17 protein-coding genes are annotated in these 14770 nt (G+C 66.7%); 12 read left to right on the plus strand and 5 right to left on the minus strand.

Features of this window, described 5'->3' with window-relative positions; all coding sequences use genetic code 11:
* Position 1: 1 nt before the first annotated feature.
* From hutU to hglS, 7 genes are all read left to right on the plus strand, one after another.
* Entirely contained in the window at positions 2 to 1666 is a 1665-nt protein-coding gene (hutU, locus tag MU516_RS14185; protein WP_260277927.1) for a urocanate hydratase, read from the plus strand.
* A gap of 41 nt (positions 1667 to 1707) precedes the next feature.
* Entirely contained in the window at positions 1708 to 2526 is an 819-nt protein-coding gene (locus MU516_RS14190) for a transporter substrate-binding domain-containing protein (protein WP_260277928.1), read from the plus strand.
* Positions 2527 to 2578: 52 nt separating this feature from the next.
* The gene (locus MU516_RS14195; protein WP_260277929.1) at positions 2579 to 3226 is read left to right on the plus strand and encodes an amino acid ABC transporter permease; all 648 of its coding nucleotides are present in this window, start codon (positions 2579 to 2581) and stop codon (positions 3224 to 3226) included.
* Complete coding sequence (locus MU516_RS14200; protein WP_209057069.1) at positions 3226 to 3888, plus strand: amino acid ABC transporter permease; 663 nt, start codon at positions 3226 to 3228, stop codon at positions 3886 to 3888. Before MU516_RS14195 ends, MU516_RS14200 begins: the two co-directional genes overlap by 1 nt.
* A gap of 1 nt (position 3889) precedes the next feature.
* A complete protein-coding gene (locus MU516_RS14205) occupies positions 3890 to 4663 on the plus strand; it encodes an amino acid ABC transporter ATP-binding protein (protein ID WP_260277930.1) in 774 nt (257 codons plus the stop codon).
* Between the two features lie 126 nt (positions 4664 to 4789).
* Complete coding sequence (locus MU516_RS14210; protein WP_260277931.1) at positions 4790 to 6076, plus strand: NAD(P)/FAD-dependent oxidoreductase; 1287 nt, start codon at positions 4790 to 4792, stop codon at positions 6074 to 6076.
* Positions 6076 to 7461 (plus strand): 2-oxoadipate dioxygenase/decarboxylase HglS, encoded by a 1386-nt coding sequence (gene hglS / locus MU516_RS14215; protein ID WP_260277932.1) that lies wholly within the window; start codon positions 6076 to 6078, stop codon positions 7459 to 7461. The genes MU516_RS14210 and hglS overlap by 1 nt, the downstream gene beginning before the upstream one ends.
* A gap of 8 nt (positions 7462 to 7469) precedes the next feature.
* Here hglS and MU516_RS14220 read toward each other — a convergent pair whose 3' ends face one another.
* Positions 7470 to 8045, minus strand: coding sequence for a DUF302 domain-containing protein (locus tag MU516_RS14220; protein ID WP_260277933.1), 576 nt, complete (start codon positions 8043 to 8045; stop codon positions 7470 to 7472).
* Positions 8046 to 8168: 123 nt separating this feature from the next.
* Between MU516_RS14220 and MU516_RS14225 the strand changes: the two genes are divergently transcribed.
* From MU516_RS14225 to MU516_RS14245, 5 genes are all read left to right on the plus strand, one after another.
* Positions 8169 to 8552: a winged helix-turn-helix domain-containing protein gene (locus MU516_RS14225; protein ID WP_260277934.1), complete on the plus strand. Its 384-nt coding sequence runs from the start codon at positions 8169 to 8171 to the stop codon at positions 8550 to 8552.
* A gap of 73 nt (positions 8553 to 8625) precedes the next feature.
* Positions 8626 to 9405: a molybdate ABC transporter substrate-binding protein gene (gene modA / locus MU516_RS14230; RefSeq protein ID WP_425606864.1), complete on the plus strand. Its 780-nt coding sequence runs from the start codon at positions 8626 to 8628 to the stop codon at positions 9403 to 9405.
* A 5-nt stretch (positions 9406 to 9410) separates the two neighbouring features.
* The gene (gene modB / locus MU516_RS14235) at positions 9411 to 10103 is read left to right on the plus strand and encodes a molybdate ABC transporter permease subunit (protein WP_260277935.1); all 693 of its coding nucleotides are present in this window, start codon (positions 9411 to 9413) and stop codon (positions 10101 to 10103) included.
* A complete protein-coding gene (modC, locus tag MU516_RS14240; RefSeq protein WP_260277937.1) occupies positions 10103 to 11179 on the plus strand; it encodes a molybdenum ABC transporter ATP-binding protein in 1077 nt (358 codons plus the stop codon). The genes modB and modC overlap by 1 nt, the downstream gene beginning before the upstream one ends.
* A gap of 180 nt (positions 11180 to 11359) precedes the next feature.
* Positions 11360 to 12262: a DUF2268 domain-containing putative Zn-dependent protease gene (locus tag MU516_RS14245; protein WP_260277938.1), complete on the plus strand. Its 903-nt coding sequence runs from the start codon at positions 11360 to 11362 to the stop codon at positions 12260 to 12262.
* Between the two features lie 2 nt (positions 12263 to 12264).
* Here MU516_RS14245 and MU516_RS14250 read toward each other — a convergent pair whose 3' ends face one another.
* Genes MU516_RS14250 through trxA form a run of 4 tightly spaced genes read right to left on the minus strand, consistent with a single transcriptional unit; the run spans position 12265 to position 14672 of the window.
* Positions 12265 to 12930, minus strand: coding sequence for a rhomboid family intramembrane serine protease (locus tag MU516_RS14250; protein ID WP_260277939.1), 666 nt, complete (start codon positions 12928 to 12930; stop codon positions 12265 to 12267).
* On the minus strand, positions 12923 to 13135 hold the full coding sequence (locus MU516_RS14255; protein WP_260277940.1) for a Trm112 family protein: 213 nt from the start codon (positions 13133 to 13135) through the stop codon (positions 12923 to 12925). Before MU516_RS14255 ends, MU516_RS14250 begins: the two co-directional genes overlap by 8 nt.
* Positions 13132 to 13758 (minus strand): LON peptidase substrate-binding domain-containing protein, encoded by a 627-nt coding sequence (locus tag MU516_RS14260; protein WP_260277942.1) that lies wholly within the window; start codon positions 13756 to 13758, stop codon positions 13132 to 13134. The genes MU516_RS14255 and MU516_RS14260 overlap by 4 nt, the downstream gene beginning before the upstream one ends.
* Positions 13758 to 14672: a thioredoxin gene (gene trxA, locus MU516_RS14265; protein ID WP_260277943.1), complete on the minus strand. Its 915-nt coding sequence runs from the start codon at positions 14670 to 14672 to the stop codon at positions 13758 to 13760. The genes MU516_RS14260 and trxA overlap by 1 nt, the downstream gene beginning before the upstream one ends.
* Positions 14673 to 14770 lie beyond the last annotated feature (98 nt).

Genomic DNA, 14770 nt, shown 5'->3' on the forward strand with positions numbered 1-14770 from the left:
GATGAACAATCCCCGCCACAATACCCGCGACATCTATCCCGCCACGGGAACGCAGATCACCGCCAAAAGCTGGCTGACCGAGGCGCCCTTGCGGATGCTGATGAACAACCTGCATCCCGACGTGGCCGAAAACCCGCATGAACTGGTCGTCTATGGCGGGATCGGTCGCGCTGCCCGGACCTGGCGCGATTTCGACCTGATCGTGGACAGCCTGCGCGCGCTGGAAGAAGATCAGACCCTGCTGGTGCAGTCGGGCAAGCCGGTGGGCGTGTTCCAGACCCACAAGGATGCGCCGCGCGTGCTGATCGCCAATTCGAACCTGGTGCCCCACTGGGCCAACTGGGACCATTTCAACGAACTGGATCGCAAGGGTCTGGCCATGTATGGCCAGATGACCGCCGGATCGTGGATCTATATCGGCAGCCAGGGCATCGTGCAGGGCACCTATGAAACCTTCGTCGAGGCCGGGCGGCAGCACTATGACGGCGATCTGACGGGGCGCTGGATCCTGACGGCCGGGCTGGGCGGCATGGGCGGCGCGCAGCCGCTGGCGGCGGTCATGGCCGGGGCGTGCTGTCTTGCCGTGGAATGCGACGAGACGCGGGCGGATTTCCGGCTGCGCACGCGCTATGTCGATGAAAAGACACATGATCTGGACGAAGCACTGGCGATGATCGATCGCTGGACCAAGGCGGGCGAGGCGAAATCCGTGGCGCTGATCGGCAACGCGGCCGAGATCTATCCCGAACTGGTGCGGCGCGGCGTGCACCCGGACATCGTCACCGACCAGACCAGCGCGCATGACCCGATCCACGGCTATCTGCCGCAGGGCTGGAGCGTGGCGGAATGGCGTGCCGGACAGGAAAGCGATCCCAAGGCCGTCGAAGCCGCCGCGCGCGCCAGCATGAAGACCCATGTCGCCGCGATGGTCGATTTCTGGAACGCCGGCGTGCCGACGCTGGATTACGGCAACAACATCCGGCAGGTCGCCAAGGAAGAGGGGCTGGAAAACGCCTTCGCCTTCCCCGGCTTCGTGCCCGCCTATATCCGGCCGCTGTTTTGCCGCGGCATCGGCCCGTTCCGCTGGGCCGCGCTGTCGGGCGACCCCGAGGATATTTATCGCACCGACGCCAAGGTGAAGGAACTGATCGACGATCCGCATCTGCACAATTGGCTGGACATGGCCCGCGAACGGATCAGCTTTCAGGGCCTGCCCGCGCGGATCTGCTGGGTCGGGCTTGGCCTGCGCCACAAGCTGGGCCTCGCGTTCAACGAGATGGTCCGCAGCGGCGAATTGAAGGCGCCCATCGTGATCGGCCGCGACCATCTGGACAGTGGCAGCGTCGCCAGCCCCAACCGCGAGACCGAGGCGATGCGCGACGGCAGCGATGCGGTCAGCGACTGGCCTCTTCTGAATGCGCTGCTGAATTGTGCATCGGGTGCCACCTGGGTCAGCCTGCATCACGGCGGGGGCGTCGGCATGGGCTTTTCCCAGCATTCAGGCATGGTCATTTGCTGCGATGGCAGCAAGGATGCCGATGCCCGCATCGCGCGCGTTTTGTGGAACGATCCGGCCACCGGCGTGATGCGCCACGCCGACGCAGGATACCAGATTGCGCTGGACTGCGCGCGCGAGCATCAATTGAACCTGCCCGGTATCCTCTGACGCCGGAAAATCATAACAAGCCACCCAACAAGGAGAATCTCATGAAACTTGCAACATCGCTGAAGGCCGCAATGATCGGCATGGCGGCGCTGGCCGTGGCGGCGCCCGCCTCGGCCGACCTGCTCGAGGACGTGAAGGCCGCCGGCAAGGTCGTCACCGCGACCGACATGCACTATGCGCCCTTCGACATGCTGAACAACGGCACCTACGAAGGCATGACCAAGGACCTGTTCGACGAGGTCAGCAAGGAACTGGGCGTCGAGCCGGTCTATCAGGACATTCCGTGGCCTGCGGAATTGCCGGGGCTGGAAGTCGGCAAGTTCGATATCATCATCGCACCGGTCACGATCACCCCGGAACGCCAGGAACGCTATGCGTTCGGGTTGCCGATTGCCGATGCGACCGTCGGTCTGGTGCGCGCGGCAGCCAGCGACGCGGTCAGCAAGCCCGAAGACATTGCCGGCAAGACCGTCGGCGTGCAGCAGGGCACCGCGCAGTTCAAGCAGCTTGAAGCCTATGGCGAAAGCCTGGGCGGCGTCACCATCAAGGAATACGGCACCACCGACGAGGCTTATGCCGATCTGGCGGCTGGCCGGCTGGATGCGGTCGCGGGCTCGTTTCCGAACCTTGCCTATCTGGTCAAGAACCGCGGCGAGACCTTCGCCCTGACCGAACCCGCCACCTTTGGTGAACCGAAATACTTCGCCTGGGCGATGCGCAAGGACGACAATTCGGCCAGCTTCGTCGCGGCGGTGAACGAGGCCATCCTGAAGATGCACGATGATGGCCGCATGACCCAGATCCAGGAAAAATGGCTTGGCGCTGCGCCCGATCTGCCGCGCGAAGTGCCCGCCAACTGATCCGGCGTCGGGCGGGGTCTGACCCCGCCCACGCCCCTTCGAAAGGCCGGCGATGTTTTCCACCCAGACCTTTTTTGACAGCTTCGGTCCGCTGTTCTGGGCCGCGCGCTATACGCTGCTGGTATCGGGCCTTGGCATTGCGCTGGGGCTGGTGATCGGCGCGCTGGTCTGCGCCGCGGCGCTGTCGCGGGTGCGGGCGCTGCGCCGGTTCGCCGCGCTTTGGGTCAGCTTCCTGCGCGGGGTTCCGCTGCTGGTTCAGCTTCTGCTGATGTATTATCTGCTGCCGGTCATCGGCATCAATGTGCCCGCCATCGCCGCAGCGGTCATCACCGTCGGCATCTGCGCCAGCGCCTATATCAGCGAGATCTGGCGCGGCGCGATCGGCGCGCTTCCCCCCGGCCAGTCCGAGGCCGCCGCCGCGATCGGCATGGCACCGCGCGACATCTGGACGCGGATCGTGCTGCCGCAGGCGGTGGTGATGTCGCTGCCCGCGCTGGTCAACGAACTGATCCTGCTGGTCAAGGCCTCGTCGCTGGTCTCGGTCGTCGGCATCCTCGAAGTCACCCGCGCCAGCCAGGCGCAGGCGGCGACGACGTTCCGCCCGCTCGAGGTCTATCTGGCCGCAGCCTGCATCTATCTGCTGATCAATCTCTGCCTTGCCGGACTGGGCCGCTACCTCGAACACAGGATGGCCGTCTGATGGAACTGAGCGTTTTTCAGGACTACGGCCCGATGCTGCTGCGCGGTTTCGGCGTCACCATCTTCTGCTGGCTGGCGGGCACCGTGCTGGGCATGCTTCTGGGTCTTCTGGTCGCGCTGGCACAGCGTTACGGCCCGCGCCCGCTGCGCTGGCTGTTGCAGGTCTATATCGAGGTGATCCGCGGCACGCCGTTCCTGGTGCAGCTGTTCGTCCTATACTATGGCGGCCCGCTGATCGGGCTGCGGCTGGACGCGCTGCCCGCCGGGCTTCTGGGCCTGACCGTCTATGGCAGCCCCTATTTCGCGGAAATCTTCCGCTCGGGCTTCAACGCGGTACCCATCGGACAGATCGAGGCTGCGCGCGCCATCGGCATGGCGGAACCGTCGATCGTGCGGCGTATCCTGCTGCCGCTGGGGCTGGTCTCGGCGTTGCCCGCGCTGGTCAATTTCTCGATCATCCTGACCAAGGAAACGGTGATCCTGTCGATCATCACGGTCCCCGAACTGATGTATCAGGTCCAGCGCATGTCCACGGAAACCTTCCGCTATCTGGAAGCGAATCTGGTGCTGGCGCTGTTCTTCTGGGGGCTGGTCGAAACGATATCGCGCGCGGGGCGCAGGCTGGAAACCCGCATCACCCGACATCTGATCGAAAGGGTCTGAGATGGTTCAGGCATCCGCGGTCGAGATCCGCAATCTCGACAAGTTCTATGGTCCGTTTCAGGCGCTGAAGCAGATCGACCTGACGATCCCGCCCGGCAAGGTGACCTGCCTGATCGGTCCGTCCGGGTCGGGCAAGTCCACCTTGCTGCGCTGCATCAATTTCCTCGAGGAATACGACGCGGGCGAGGTCCGGATCGACGACCAACTGATCGGCTATGACGGGCCGGGCAGGAAGATGTCCGCCCGCAAGCTGCGTCAGATGCGGCGCTCGATCGGCATGGTGTTTCAGCAGTTCAACCTGTGGCCGCACATGACCGCGCTGGAAAACGTCGCCGAAGGGCTGATCCGGGTGCGCGGTTTGGGCAAGGCAGACGCCGCCACCCGCGCCGCCGAGGCGCTGCGCAAGGTGGGGCTGGAAGACAAGATGCAGAACCACCCGGCACGCCTGTCGGGCGGACAGCAGCAACGTGTCGCCATCGCCCGCGCCATCGCGATGGAGCCGCGCCTGATGCTGTTCGACGAACCGACCAGCGCGCTGGACCCGGAACTGGTGGGTGAGGTGCTGCAGGTCATGAAGACGCTGGCGGGCGAGGGCATGACCATGGCCGTCGTCACCCACGAGATGGGCTTTGCCGCCCATGTCGCCGATCAGGTCGCCTTCATGGAGGCGGGCGAACTGGTCGCCGTGGACAGCCCTGACGCGATCCTGCACAACCCGTCCGATCCGCGCATCTCGGACTTTCTGCGCACCTATCACGAACGGAACGCCTTCTAGCGACGACGCGGCCAACCGGCTTTTGTCTGCCGCACAAAGGCCCTAGTCTGGCGCGGCACCGGATGTTCCGGGAACGAGATCGGGCATGATGACAGCACGCCACTTCACACCGCGCAGGGGGCCGGCTTGAGGGCCGAGCCGACCTCGCTGTGGTCCATCAGCGCGGGCAAACGCATCCCTGCCGCGCCGCTGGATCGGGATGTCGCCGTGGATCTGGCCATCGTCGGCGCGGGTTTCACCGGCTGCTCGGCCGCGCTGGAGGCGGCGCGCCGGGGGGCATCCGTGGCCGTGTTCGAAGCGTCTCGGGTGGCGTTCGGCGGGTCGGGCCGCAATGTCGGGCTGGTCAATGCCGGGCTGTGGCTGCCGCCGGACCAGATCATTTTGCAGATGGGCGAGGCCGACGGGACGCGCCTGATCGACCGGCTGGGTCAGGCGCCACAGCTGGTCTTCGACCTGATTGAACGCGAATCCATCGCCTGCGAGGCCACGCGCAGCGGCACGCTGCATCTGGCGCATTCGGCATCCGGGCTTGCCGATCTGCGCGACCGCTTTGCGCAGGGCAACCGGATCGGGGCGCCGCTGCGGCTGCTGGACGCGGAGGACACGGCCCGCCGTGTCGGCTCCGGGACGTTCCACGGCGCGCTGCTGGACCCGCGCGCGGGGACGGTGCAGCCGTTGGCCTATTGCGCGGGACTTGCCCATGCGGCGCAACGGGCCGGGGCGCGGCTTCACGAAGGCAGCGCGGTCAGCGATATCGCCCGGCAGGGTGACGGCTGGCACCTGACCGTCAACGGGCGCACCGTGCGCGCGGGCGCCGTGCTGGTGGCCACAAATGCCTACCACTCCGGTCTTGCGCGGCCCAGAACATCCTTTTCGACCGTGAACTACAGCCAGTTTGCCACCGCCCCGCTGCCCGATGATCTGCGCGCCCGGATCCTGCCGGGCGGCGAGGGATGCTGGGACACCGGGCTGGTGATGACCTCGATCCGCACGGACAGTGCCGGTCGCCTGATCCTGGGCGGCATGGGCGATGTGGCGGGGCCGGGCGGTCGCGCGCATGCCGCATGGGCAAGGCGCAAGCTGCGCGTTCTGTTCCCGGAACTGGACGGCATCGCGTTCGAATACCAATGGTCGGGCCGCATCGCGATGACCTCGGATCATGTGCCCAAGGTGCTGTGCTTCGGGCCGCGCGGACTGGCGATCTTCGGCTATTCCGGGCGCGGCATTGCACCGGGCACCGCGTTCGGCACTGCCGCCGCGGCAGCCCTGCTGGACGACCGCCCCGAGGCGTTGCCGCTGCCGGTCGTATCGGACCACACGGAGCGTTTTACCACATTGCGCAGCGCCGTGTTCGAGGCCGGCGCGACCCTGATCCATGCGCTTCCCCCGTCACGTTTCCAAGGCAGATCCTGATGACCGACCATTTGCACGGTGACGAAATCCGCACGCTGTTCTCGTCGGCGATGTCCGACATGTATCGCACCGAGGTTCCGCAATACGGCACGCTGATCGATCTGGTGGCCAAGGTGAATGACGATGTGCTGGGCGCCGATCCGGCGCTGCGGGCGCGGATGCAGGACGCCGATGAACTGGACCGCCTGATGGTCGAGCGTCACGGCGCGATCCGTCTGGGCACGGCCGGGGAACTGTCCGCCGTCCGGCGCATGTTCGCGGTGATGGGCATGTTCCCCGTCGGCTATTACGATCTGTCGGTCGCTGGACTGCCGGTGCATTCGACCGCGTTCCGGCCGATCGACCCCGCTGCCCTGTCGCGCAACCCGTTTCGCGTCTTCACCTCGCTGGTCCGGCTGGAATTGCTGCCGGACCGTGATCTGGCCGACACGGCGGCGCAGATCCTGTCGCGTCGCCAGATCGTCACGGACGGCGCGATGCGGATGATCCGCAAGGCCGAAACCGACGGCGGCCTGACCCGTGACGAGGCCGCGATCTTCGTGGCCGAGGCGCTGCAGACATTTCGCTGGCACGCGCGCGCGACAGTCGATGCGCAGACCTATGCCCGCCTGCATGACGCGCATCGCCTGATCGCGGATGTGGTGTGTTTTCGTGGCCCGCATATCAATCACCTGACCCCGCGCACGCTGGATATCGACGCGGTGCAGGCGGCGATGCCCGCGCACGGCATCGCGGCGAAGGCCGTGATCGAGGGGCCGCCGCGCCGCGACTGCCCGATCCTGCTGCGCCAGACCGCCTTCAAGGCGCTTGAGGAACGGGTGATCTTCGATGGTGTCCCCGGCTCGCACACCGCACGCTTCGGCGAGATCGAGCAGCGCGGTGCTGCTCTGACCCCCGCCGGACGCGATCTTTATGATCGCTGTCTTGCGCGGACGCGGGCGGATGTGTCGGTCGGCGCGGATGGTCGCGACGCCGATGATTATGTCGCGGCGCTGAATGCCCGTTTCGCGGATTTCCCCGACGATCCGGACGGGCTGCGCCGTGCCGGGCTGGCACGGTTCCGCTATCGCGCCACATGCGGTGCAGTCCCGCCCTCGGACAGCGTCGATCAGTTGATCGCGTCAGGGCATCTGGCCGCCGATCCGCTGACCTACGAGGATTTCCTGCCGGTATCCGCCGCCGGGATCTTTCAGTCGAATCTGGGGACGGACGGCCAGTCGAACTATGACGCGACCGCCAACCGCGATGCGTTCGAACAGGCGCTTGGCGCGACGGTCACGGACCCGGACGATCTGTATGAACGGGCCGAACGCAACAGCCTGACCGATGCGCTGACCCAACTTGGGCAGGGGCATCTTCTGCCGGGCGCACCGGGACGCAACTGATCCCCTGGCTAGAAGGCGCCCTCGGCGGCGCCGTCCATGACCGCCAGCATCGCCGCCCGCACCCCCTCGGCCTCTTCGCGCAACTCGTCGGGCAGGGGCCTGCCGCCATACAGCATCAGGTCCATGTTCATCGTGATCAGCCATAATTGCCCGTCGCCGTCCTCGACCAGGCTGATCCGGCAGGGCAGATAGGCCGCGAAGGCGGGCGAATATTCGACCATCCGCGCCGCCGTCAGCGGGTTGCAGAACAGATAGACCTGCAGGCTGCGCCAGTCCTTGCCCTGCATCGCGGCGACCTGTTCCCCCAACGGCAGCTGGCCGACATCGCGCAGGTTCCGGTCCGCCGCCAGCGACCGGATCGACTGGTCCACCTCGGCAAAGCTCAGCCCGGATGCGACCTGGCGTTTCCAGACCGTCGCCTCGGCCGGGTCGCCGGTCCTGGCCAGAATGCGCGCCATGTCCCAATAGACCGCGCCCGCGCGATCAGAGAAACCGCGAAACATCGTGAAGACCAGCACCGCGGCGACCAGCGCGGCCGCCGTCGCAACATATCCGATCGCGGCGAAGAATGTCCTGAAAGGCAATCGCGCCTCCTGTTGCAGCTTCGTGCAAAGACATTCCACGCCGGTCCCGCGCCCGCAAGCCCGCCATGTCACCGGGCGTGATATCGGTTGCATCGCGGATCGCGGCTTTGGCATAGATCGGACATGACCCAGCCGCAGCCCGACCCGACGGAAGATCCCCGCCTCAGGTTCCGAATCCTGTTCGGCCCCGACTGTTATCTGGGGCCGGGCAAGGCCGATCTGCTGGAACGCATCCGCGAGACCGGCTCGATCTCTGCTGCCGGACGGTCCATGTCGATGAGCTACAAGCGCGCCTGGCTGCTGGTCGAGGAAATGAACCGGATGTTTCGCGACCCGCTGGTCGAGTCCACGCGCGGCGGCAGCAAGGGCGGCGGCGCGAGGTTGACCGCCACGGGCGAGGCGGTTCTGGATCATTACCGTGCACTGCACCGGATCATGACCGACGCAGGGTCGAACCGCATCGCCGCCTTGAAGGCGATGCTGGCCGATATGTCTGACGGGAAATAAGGCTTGCCCGCGCGTGAACCGGCTGCGATATGTTCTTGGAAACATATCTGAGAAGGAGCTTCCCTTGCCACATATCGCGCACGCAGGTCTGTCGGCGACCCTGACCGTCACCGGCGCGATCTGCGCCGGTTTGCTGCCGACCAGCGCGGCGGCGGAGCAGATCACCGTCTTCGCCGCAGCCAGCATGACCAACGCCATGGCGCGGATCGAACAGGATTTCGAAGCCAGGACCGGGCATGATCTGGTCGTGTCGCTGGCCGGGACGTCGGTGCTGGCCCGCCAGATCCAGCAGGGCGCGCCCGCGGATATCTTCATCTCGGCCAATGCGGACTGGATGGATGCGCTGGAACAGGACGGACTGATTGAACCCGGCACGCGGTTCGATCTGTTGGCAAACGCGCTGGTGCTGGTCGCGCATGGCAAGGACGCCAAGCCGGTCGCGATCGGCCCCGACATGGATCTTGCCGGTCTTGTGGGCGATGGCAGGATGGCCATGGCGCTGGTCGATGCGGTGCCTGCGGGGATCTATGGCAAGGCGTCGCTTGAAAGTCTGGGCCTGTGGGACGGCGTCGCGCCCGCCGTGGTTCAGGCCGACAACGTGCGGGCCGCGCTGCGCCTTGTGGCAAGCGGAGAGGCGGGGCTTGGTATCGTCTATGCCACCGATGCGGTGGCCGAAAAGGACGTGTCCGTGATCGGCAGCTTTCCCGCCGACAGCCACCCGCCCATCGTCTATCCGGCGGCCGACATCGCCGGGCGCGACCTGCCGGCCGAGACCGAATTCCTGGACTATCTGCGTGGACCCGAGGCACGCGAGGCTTTCGAACAGCAGGGTTTCGTGGTCATGGCGCGGTAACAAGCATGGGCTTTCTGGCACCCGAGGAATGGCAGGCCGTCGCGCTGTCGCTGCGCGTGTCGCTGCTGGCGACGGCGGTCAGCCTGCCCTTGGGTATCCTTGTCGCGCATGCGCTGGCGCGCTGGCGCTTTCCGGGCAAGCAGATCCTTAACGGGGCGGTGCATCTGCCGCTGATCCTGCCACCGGTAGTCACCGGCTATCTGCTGCTGCTGACGATGGGGACGCAGGGGCCGGTCGGCGGCCTTCTGGCCGAGATGGGCATCGTCGTGGCGTTTCGCTGGACCGGTGCGGCGCTGGCGGCCGGAATCATGGCCTTTCCGCTGATGGTCCGGGCGATCCGGCTGTCGATCGAGGCGACCGATCCGGGGCTGGAACAGGCGGCCTCGACGCTGGGTGCCTCGCCGCTGTGGGTCTTCATCACTGTGACCTTGCCGATCGCGTTGCCGGGGATCATCGCGGGCGCAATCTTGGCCTTTGCCAAGGCGATGGGCGAATTCGGCGCAACCATCACCTTCGTGTCGAACATTCCCGGCCAGACCCGCACCATCCCATCGGCGATCTATGCCTTCCTGCAGGTGCCCGGGGGCGAGGATTCGGCAATGAAGCTGGTCGTGGTCTCGGTCGTGGTGGCGATGGGCGCATTGCTGGCCTCTGAAATCCTGGCCCGCCGGGTCGCGGCGCGGGTGGGGGGCAGGTGATGCTGTCGGTCGCCGTCCGCCATCGCCTGGGCGACTTCGCGCTGGATGCGGAATTCACCGCGCCGCCGGGCATCACGGTGCTGTTCGGTCGGTCCGGGTCGGGCAAGACCACGCTGATCAACGCGGTTGCCGGATTGCTGATGCCCGATTCCGGCCGGATCGCGGCGGGCGACTGGGTGATGCTGGATACCGCGCAGGGCATCCGGCTGCGGCCTCATCGCCGCCGCCTCGGCTATATCTTTCAAGAGGGTCGGCTGTTCCCGCATCTGACAGTGCGCCAGAACCTGGCCTATGGTGCGTGGTTCGCGCCGCGGGGCGCCGCGCGCGAGGATACCGGGCGGATCGTCGATCTTCTGGGCATCGGACATCTGCTGGATCGCCGCCCCGGCGGCCTGTCGGGGGGCGAGAAACAGCGGGTGGCGATCGGGCGGGCGCTGCTGTCGGCGCCGCGGCTGATCCTTGCGGATGAACCTCTGGCGGCGTTGGACGCGGCCCGCAAGGCCGAGATCCTGCCCTATTTCGAACGGCTGCGGGACGAAGTGAACATCCCGATCCTCTATGTCAGCCACGCCGCGTCCGAGGTTGCGCGTCTGGCCACCACGGTCGTCGCGCTGGATGCGGGGCGCGTGGTTGCACAAGGATCGGCGGCCCAGGTGCTGGGCGACCCGGCGATCCTGCCCGCCGGGATCCGTCAGGCCGGCGCGGTTCTGTCCGCCACCGTCGCGGCCCATCACCCCGACGGGCTGACGCAGCTGGATGCGGGCGGTGTCGCGCTGTTCCTGCCCGCGCTGGCACGCGAGATCGGCAGGCCCATCCGCGTGCGCATCGCAGCCCATGACGTGATGCTGGCGGTGTCGCGACCCGATGGCATCTCGGCGCTGAACATCGTGCCCGGCATCGTTCAGCGCATCCATCGCGGCGAAGGACCGGGGGCGATGGTCGTGCTGGATACGGCGGCCGGACGGCTGCTGGCGCGGGTCACGCAGCGTTCCATCGATGCGATGCAGCTTGTGGCCGGGCGAAACTGCCATGCGATCGTCAAGTCCGTCGCCGTCGCGCCCGAGGATGCCGGCTGATCCGATGTCCGGCACGGGATGCGCGGGACGGACGGACCCGTCCGATCGGCGGAACATGGCCGGAATCTGCGGATCGCGCATTCAGCGTGCGCGCGGCATGGGTTATAACGCCGATGCAAGGCTTGCCGACCATGCATTCGGCAGGCAGGGATGCAATCGCGAAAGGTCCGATCAGTCCGCATGACAGTCTGGAACATTCATCTTCTGAACGCGCGCAACGCCCTGACCCTTCTGCTGCCACAGATCAGGGCCACCGCGCGCGAGGCGGTGGCGCGCGTGTCCCAGCACGCCGATCTGCCGCGTTTCGATCTTGTGGTGAAGGCGCAACCGGGTGGCGGTATCCCCGATTGGGGGGTCGGCGGTTACGCCCCCGCTCCGGGCCTGATCGAGGTGACGCTGAACCCCGACCGCTTCGACGCCGCTCTGCTGCTGCGGACGCTGGTCCACGAGATGCATCACCTGATTCGCTGGGATGGTCCGGGCTATGGACGATCCCTGGGCGAGGCGCTGGTCAGCGAAGGGCTGGCGGGGCATTTCGTCCTGCAGGTGCTGGGTGGCAAACCCGATCCCTGGGATGCGGTCACCCCTGCTGCGGGCGTCGCACGGCAGGCGATGAACGAATGGGCACGGCTGAATCACGACCATGCGCGCTGGTTTCTGGGAAAGGGCGATCTGCGGAAATGGACCGGCTACGGGCTTGGCCATCGCCTGATCGCCGAACATCTGGCGCAGGCGCAAGGCGACGACGCGGTAACGCTGTCTACCACCCGCGCCGATGCGTTCCGCCCGGCGATGCGCCGCCTGGTCGGCACCGATGGCCAGTCGCCCGAGGATGAGATCGCCGAGGATGAGATGGCCGGTCAGGACGCCAAGACCGGGGAAAAGGCGGGCGACGGCGCCGCCACATCCGCGTCCGCGCTTGGCGATACCGACGCGCCTGCGGCCGACACGGCACCGACGGAGACGCCATCGGACAGCGGCGGCGAAGATCGCCCTGCGCAGGACGATGCACCCGTGCCGGCCGGCAGGCCTGCCCCGGATGATGACGACCCGAAGGCTTCCGCAGACAACAAGAAGGGCTGAGATCAGACCCGACGTGCGGCGGCCAGCGCCAGCCCGATCCCGATGGCGGCACCCATGGCCGCGCCGCCCAGATGGGCCTGCCACGCGATCGAGGGCATCAGCACCGTGATCGCGACGTTCAGCGCCAGGATCAGCCCGACACTGCGCCACATCTGGCCCATCGGCCGCCGCCTGCGATGACCGACGATCGCGGCATAGCCGATCAGCGCCCCTGCAACACCGAACACGGCGCCTGACGCGCCGATCATCGGCCCCGCCGCGGGCTGCATCACTGCGAACAATGCCGCCGCAGCGATCTGGCTGGCCAGATAGATCAGCGCCATCATCCCCGGCCCGATCAGCCGGTGCAGCTCTCGGGCGACGAAGGCCAGCGAGATCATGTTCATCGCCAGATGCATCGGCCCCGAATGCAGCAGCCCATAGGTCAGGAACATCAGCAGCGGCTGTCCGGGATACAAACCGTATCCGTCATGGATCAGCGGCGACCAGAACCCGGCCAGCATGAAGACGGCCTGCCGCGCAGAGGGATAGCCCGCAAGGATCGCGAGTTGCAGCGCGGCCTCGACCAGGCAGCACACCACGATCAGCACCGTGACCCAGCGCGGCAATTGCGATCTTGCCGCGGATGCAGACGACGGCCGTCGGATCAGCGGGATGCGGTCAGTCATCGGCCTTGATCTGCCGGGCCTCGTCGATCAGCATGATCGGAATTCCGGCGCGGATCGGAAACGCCAGCCCCGCCGCCTCCGAGATCAGCTCCTGCCGCGCGGCGTCATAGCGCAGGGTCGCATGCGTCACCGGGCACACCAGTGCCTCGATCATGTGGCGGTCAAAGCCCGCGCCGCCGCCGGTCTCGTTCGGTGTTTCGGTCATTGCAATCGGTCCTCGTCATCGCCGCCATGCAGGGCGAACTCGATCAGTCCCTGCAACAATTCGCGCCGGTCCGACAGGGTCGGGCTTTCCAGCAGCGCCTGCTTGTCGCCCGGCGAAAACGGCAGCATCATCGACAGCGAATTGACCAGCGTCTCGTCGCCCGCCCGCGCCGCAGCCTCCCAGTCCGTGGACAGGTCATGCGCCTCCATGTAGCGGTGCAGACAGGCGAACAGCGCGTCCCGGTCCAGCCCGGGATCGCGTTCCGATCCCGTCAGGTCGCGCCCGAACGGCGCCCAGTCGATGCTGCCCTGGATATAGGGGGCAAAACCCTCCTCGGTGGCGATCAGGCGAAACCGCGACACCGCCTTCAGCGAAATCATCATCCGGCCATCGTCGCCTTCGGAAAAGGCGATCACCCGCCCCGCAGTGCCGATCGCCGCCAGCCCGTCGCCCTCGGGCTGGATGATCCCGATCAGCCGGTGCTCGGTCTTCAGGACATCTTCCAGCATCTGCAGATAGCGTGGCTCGAAGACATGCAGCGGCAGGCGGGTGCGCGGCAGCAGCACCGCGCCCTCCAGCGGGAAAAGCGCGATCCGCCCGGGCAGATCGAAATGCGGCCGCATCAGGCGAAGATCATCGACGACAGCCGGCGGCGGCCCTTCTGGCCGACCGGGTCGGTGGGCTTCAGGCTGTCGAAGATGGTCAGCAACTGCGCCTTGGCCGCGCCCTCGTTCCAGTCGCGGTCCCTGCGGAAACTGTCCAGCAGCACATCGATTGCCTCTTCGACGTGCCCCGCCGCATGCAGGGCCTGGGCATAATCCAGCCGCGCCTGCTGGTCGTCGGGATCGGCCTCGACCTTAGCCTGCAACTCGGACAGCGGACCCGCGCTTTCCGCCTGCTGCGCCAGCTGCAACTGCGCCCGCGCGGCCTCTACCGGGGCCGAACCTGCGGCCTTCTGCGGCACCTGCTGCAGGGTCGATGCGGCAGCCGCCGCGTCGCCCGCCGCCAGATGCGCCCGGATCAGCCCGCCCCACGCTTCGGGGCTTTCGGGTTCTTCGCCGATGATCGCGGTAAAGGTCTCGATGGCGTCACCATGCGCGCCCTCTTCCAGCATCGCCTCGGCGGCGGCCAGCGCATCGCCCAGCCCGTCATCGTCACCCGACATCGCCGCCAGCTTGTCCACGAACTGCTTCAACTGGCTTTGCGGCACCGCGCCCTGAAAGGCGTCGACGGGCTGGCCCTGATAAAAGGCATAGACGGTAGGGATCGACTGAACCCGCAACTGGCCCGCGATCATCTGGTTTTCGTCCACGTTGACCTTGGCCATCTTCACGCGGCCCTTGTGGCGCGTCACCTCGGCCTCAAGCTGCGGTCCCAGCGTCTTGCAGGGGCCACACCAGGGCGCCCAGAAATCGACGATCACCGGCACCTGCATGGACGCCTCGACGACCTCGGCCATGAAATTGGCTTCGGTCACGTCCTTGATGAAGTCCGGGGATTGGGGGGCGTCCTGAGCGCCATCGAAAAGTATCGTCATGTCGTTCCCATTCAGTTCGGGCCGTTCGGCCAGAGTCAGTGCGGTTCGTCAGCAATATGGGGCGGCAGCCGCCCAAGCGAAAGGGTGGATGATGGCTG

Origin of the sequence: Paracoccus maritimus (genome assembly GCF_025195095.1) — a bacterium.
Lineage (GTDB): Bacteria > Pseudomonadota > Alphaproteobacteria > Rhodobacterales > Rhodobacteraceae > Paracoccus > Paracoccus maritimus.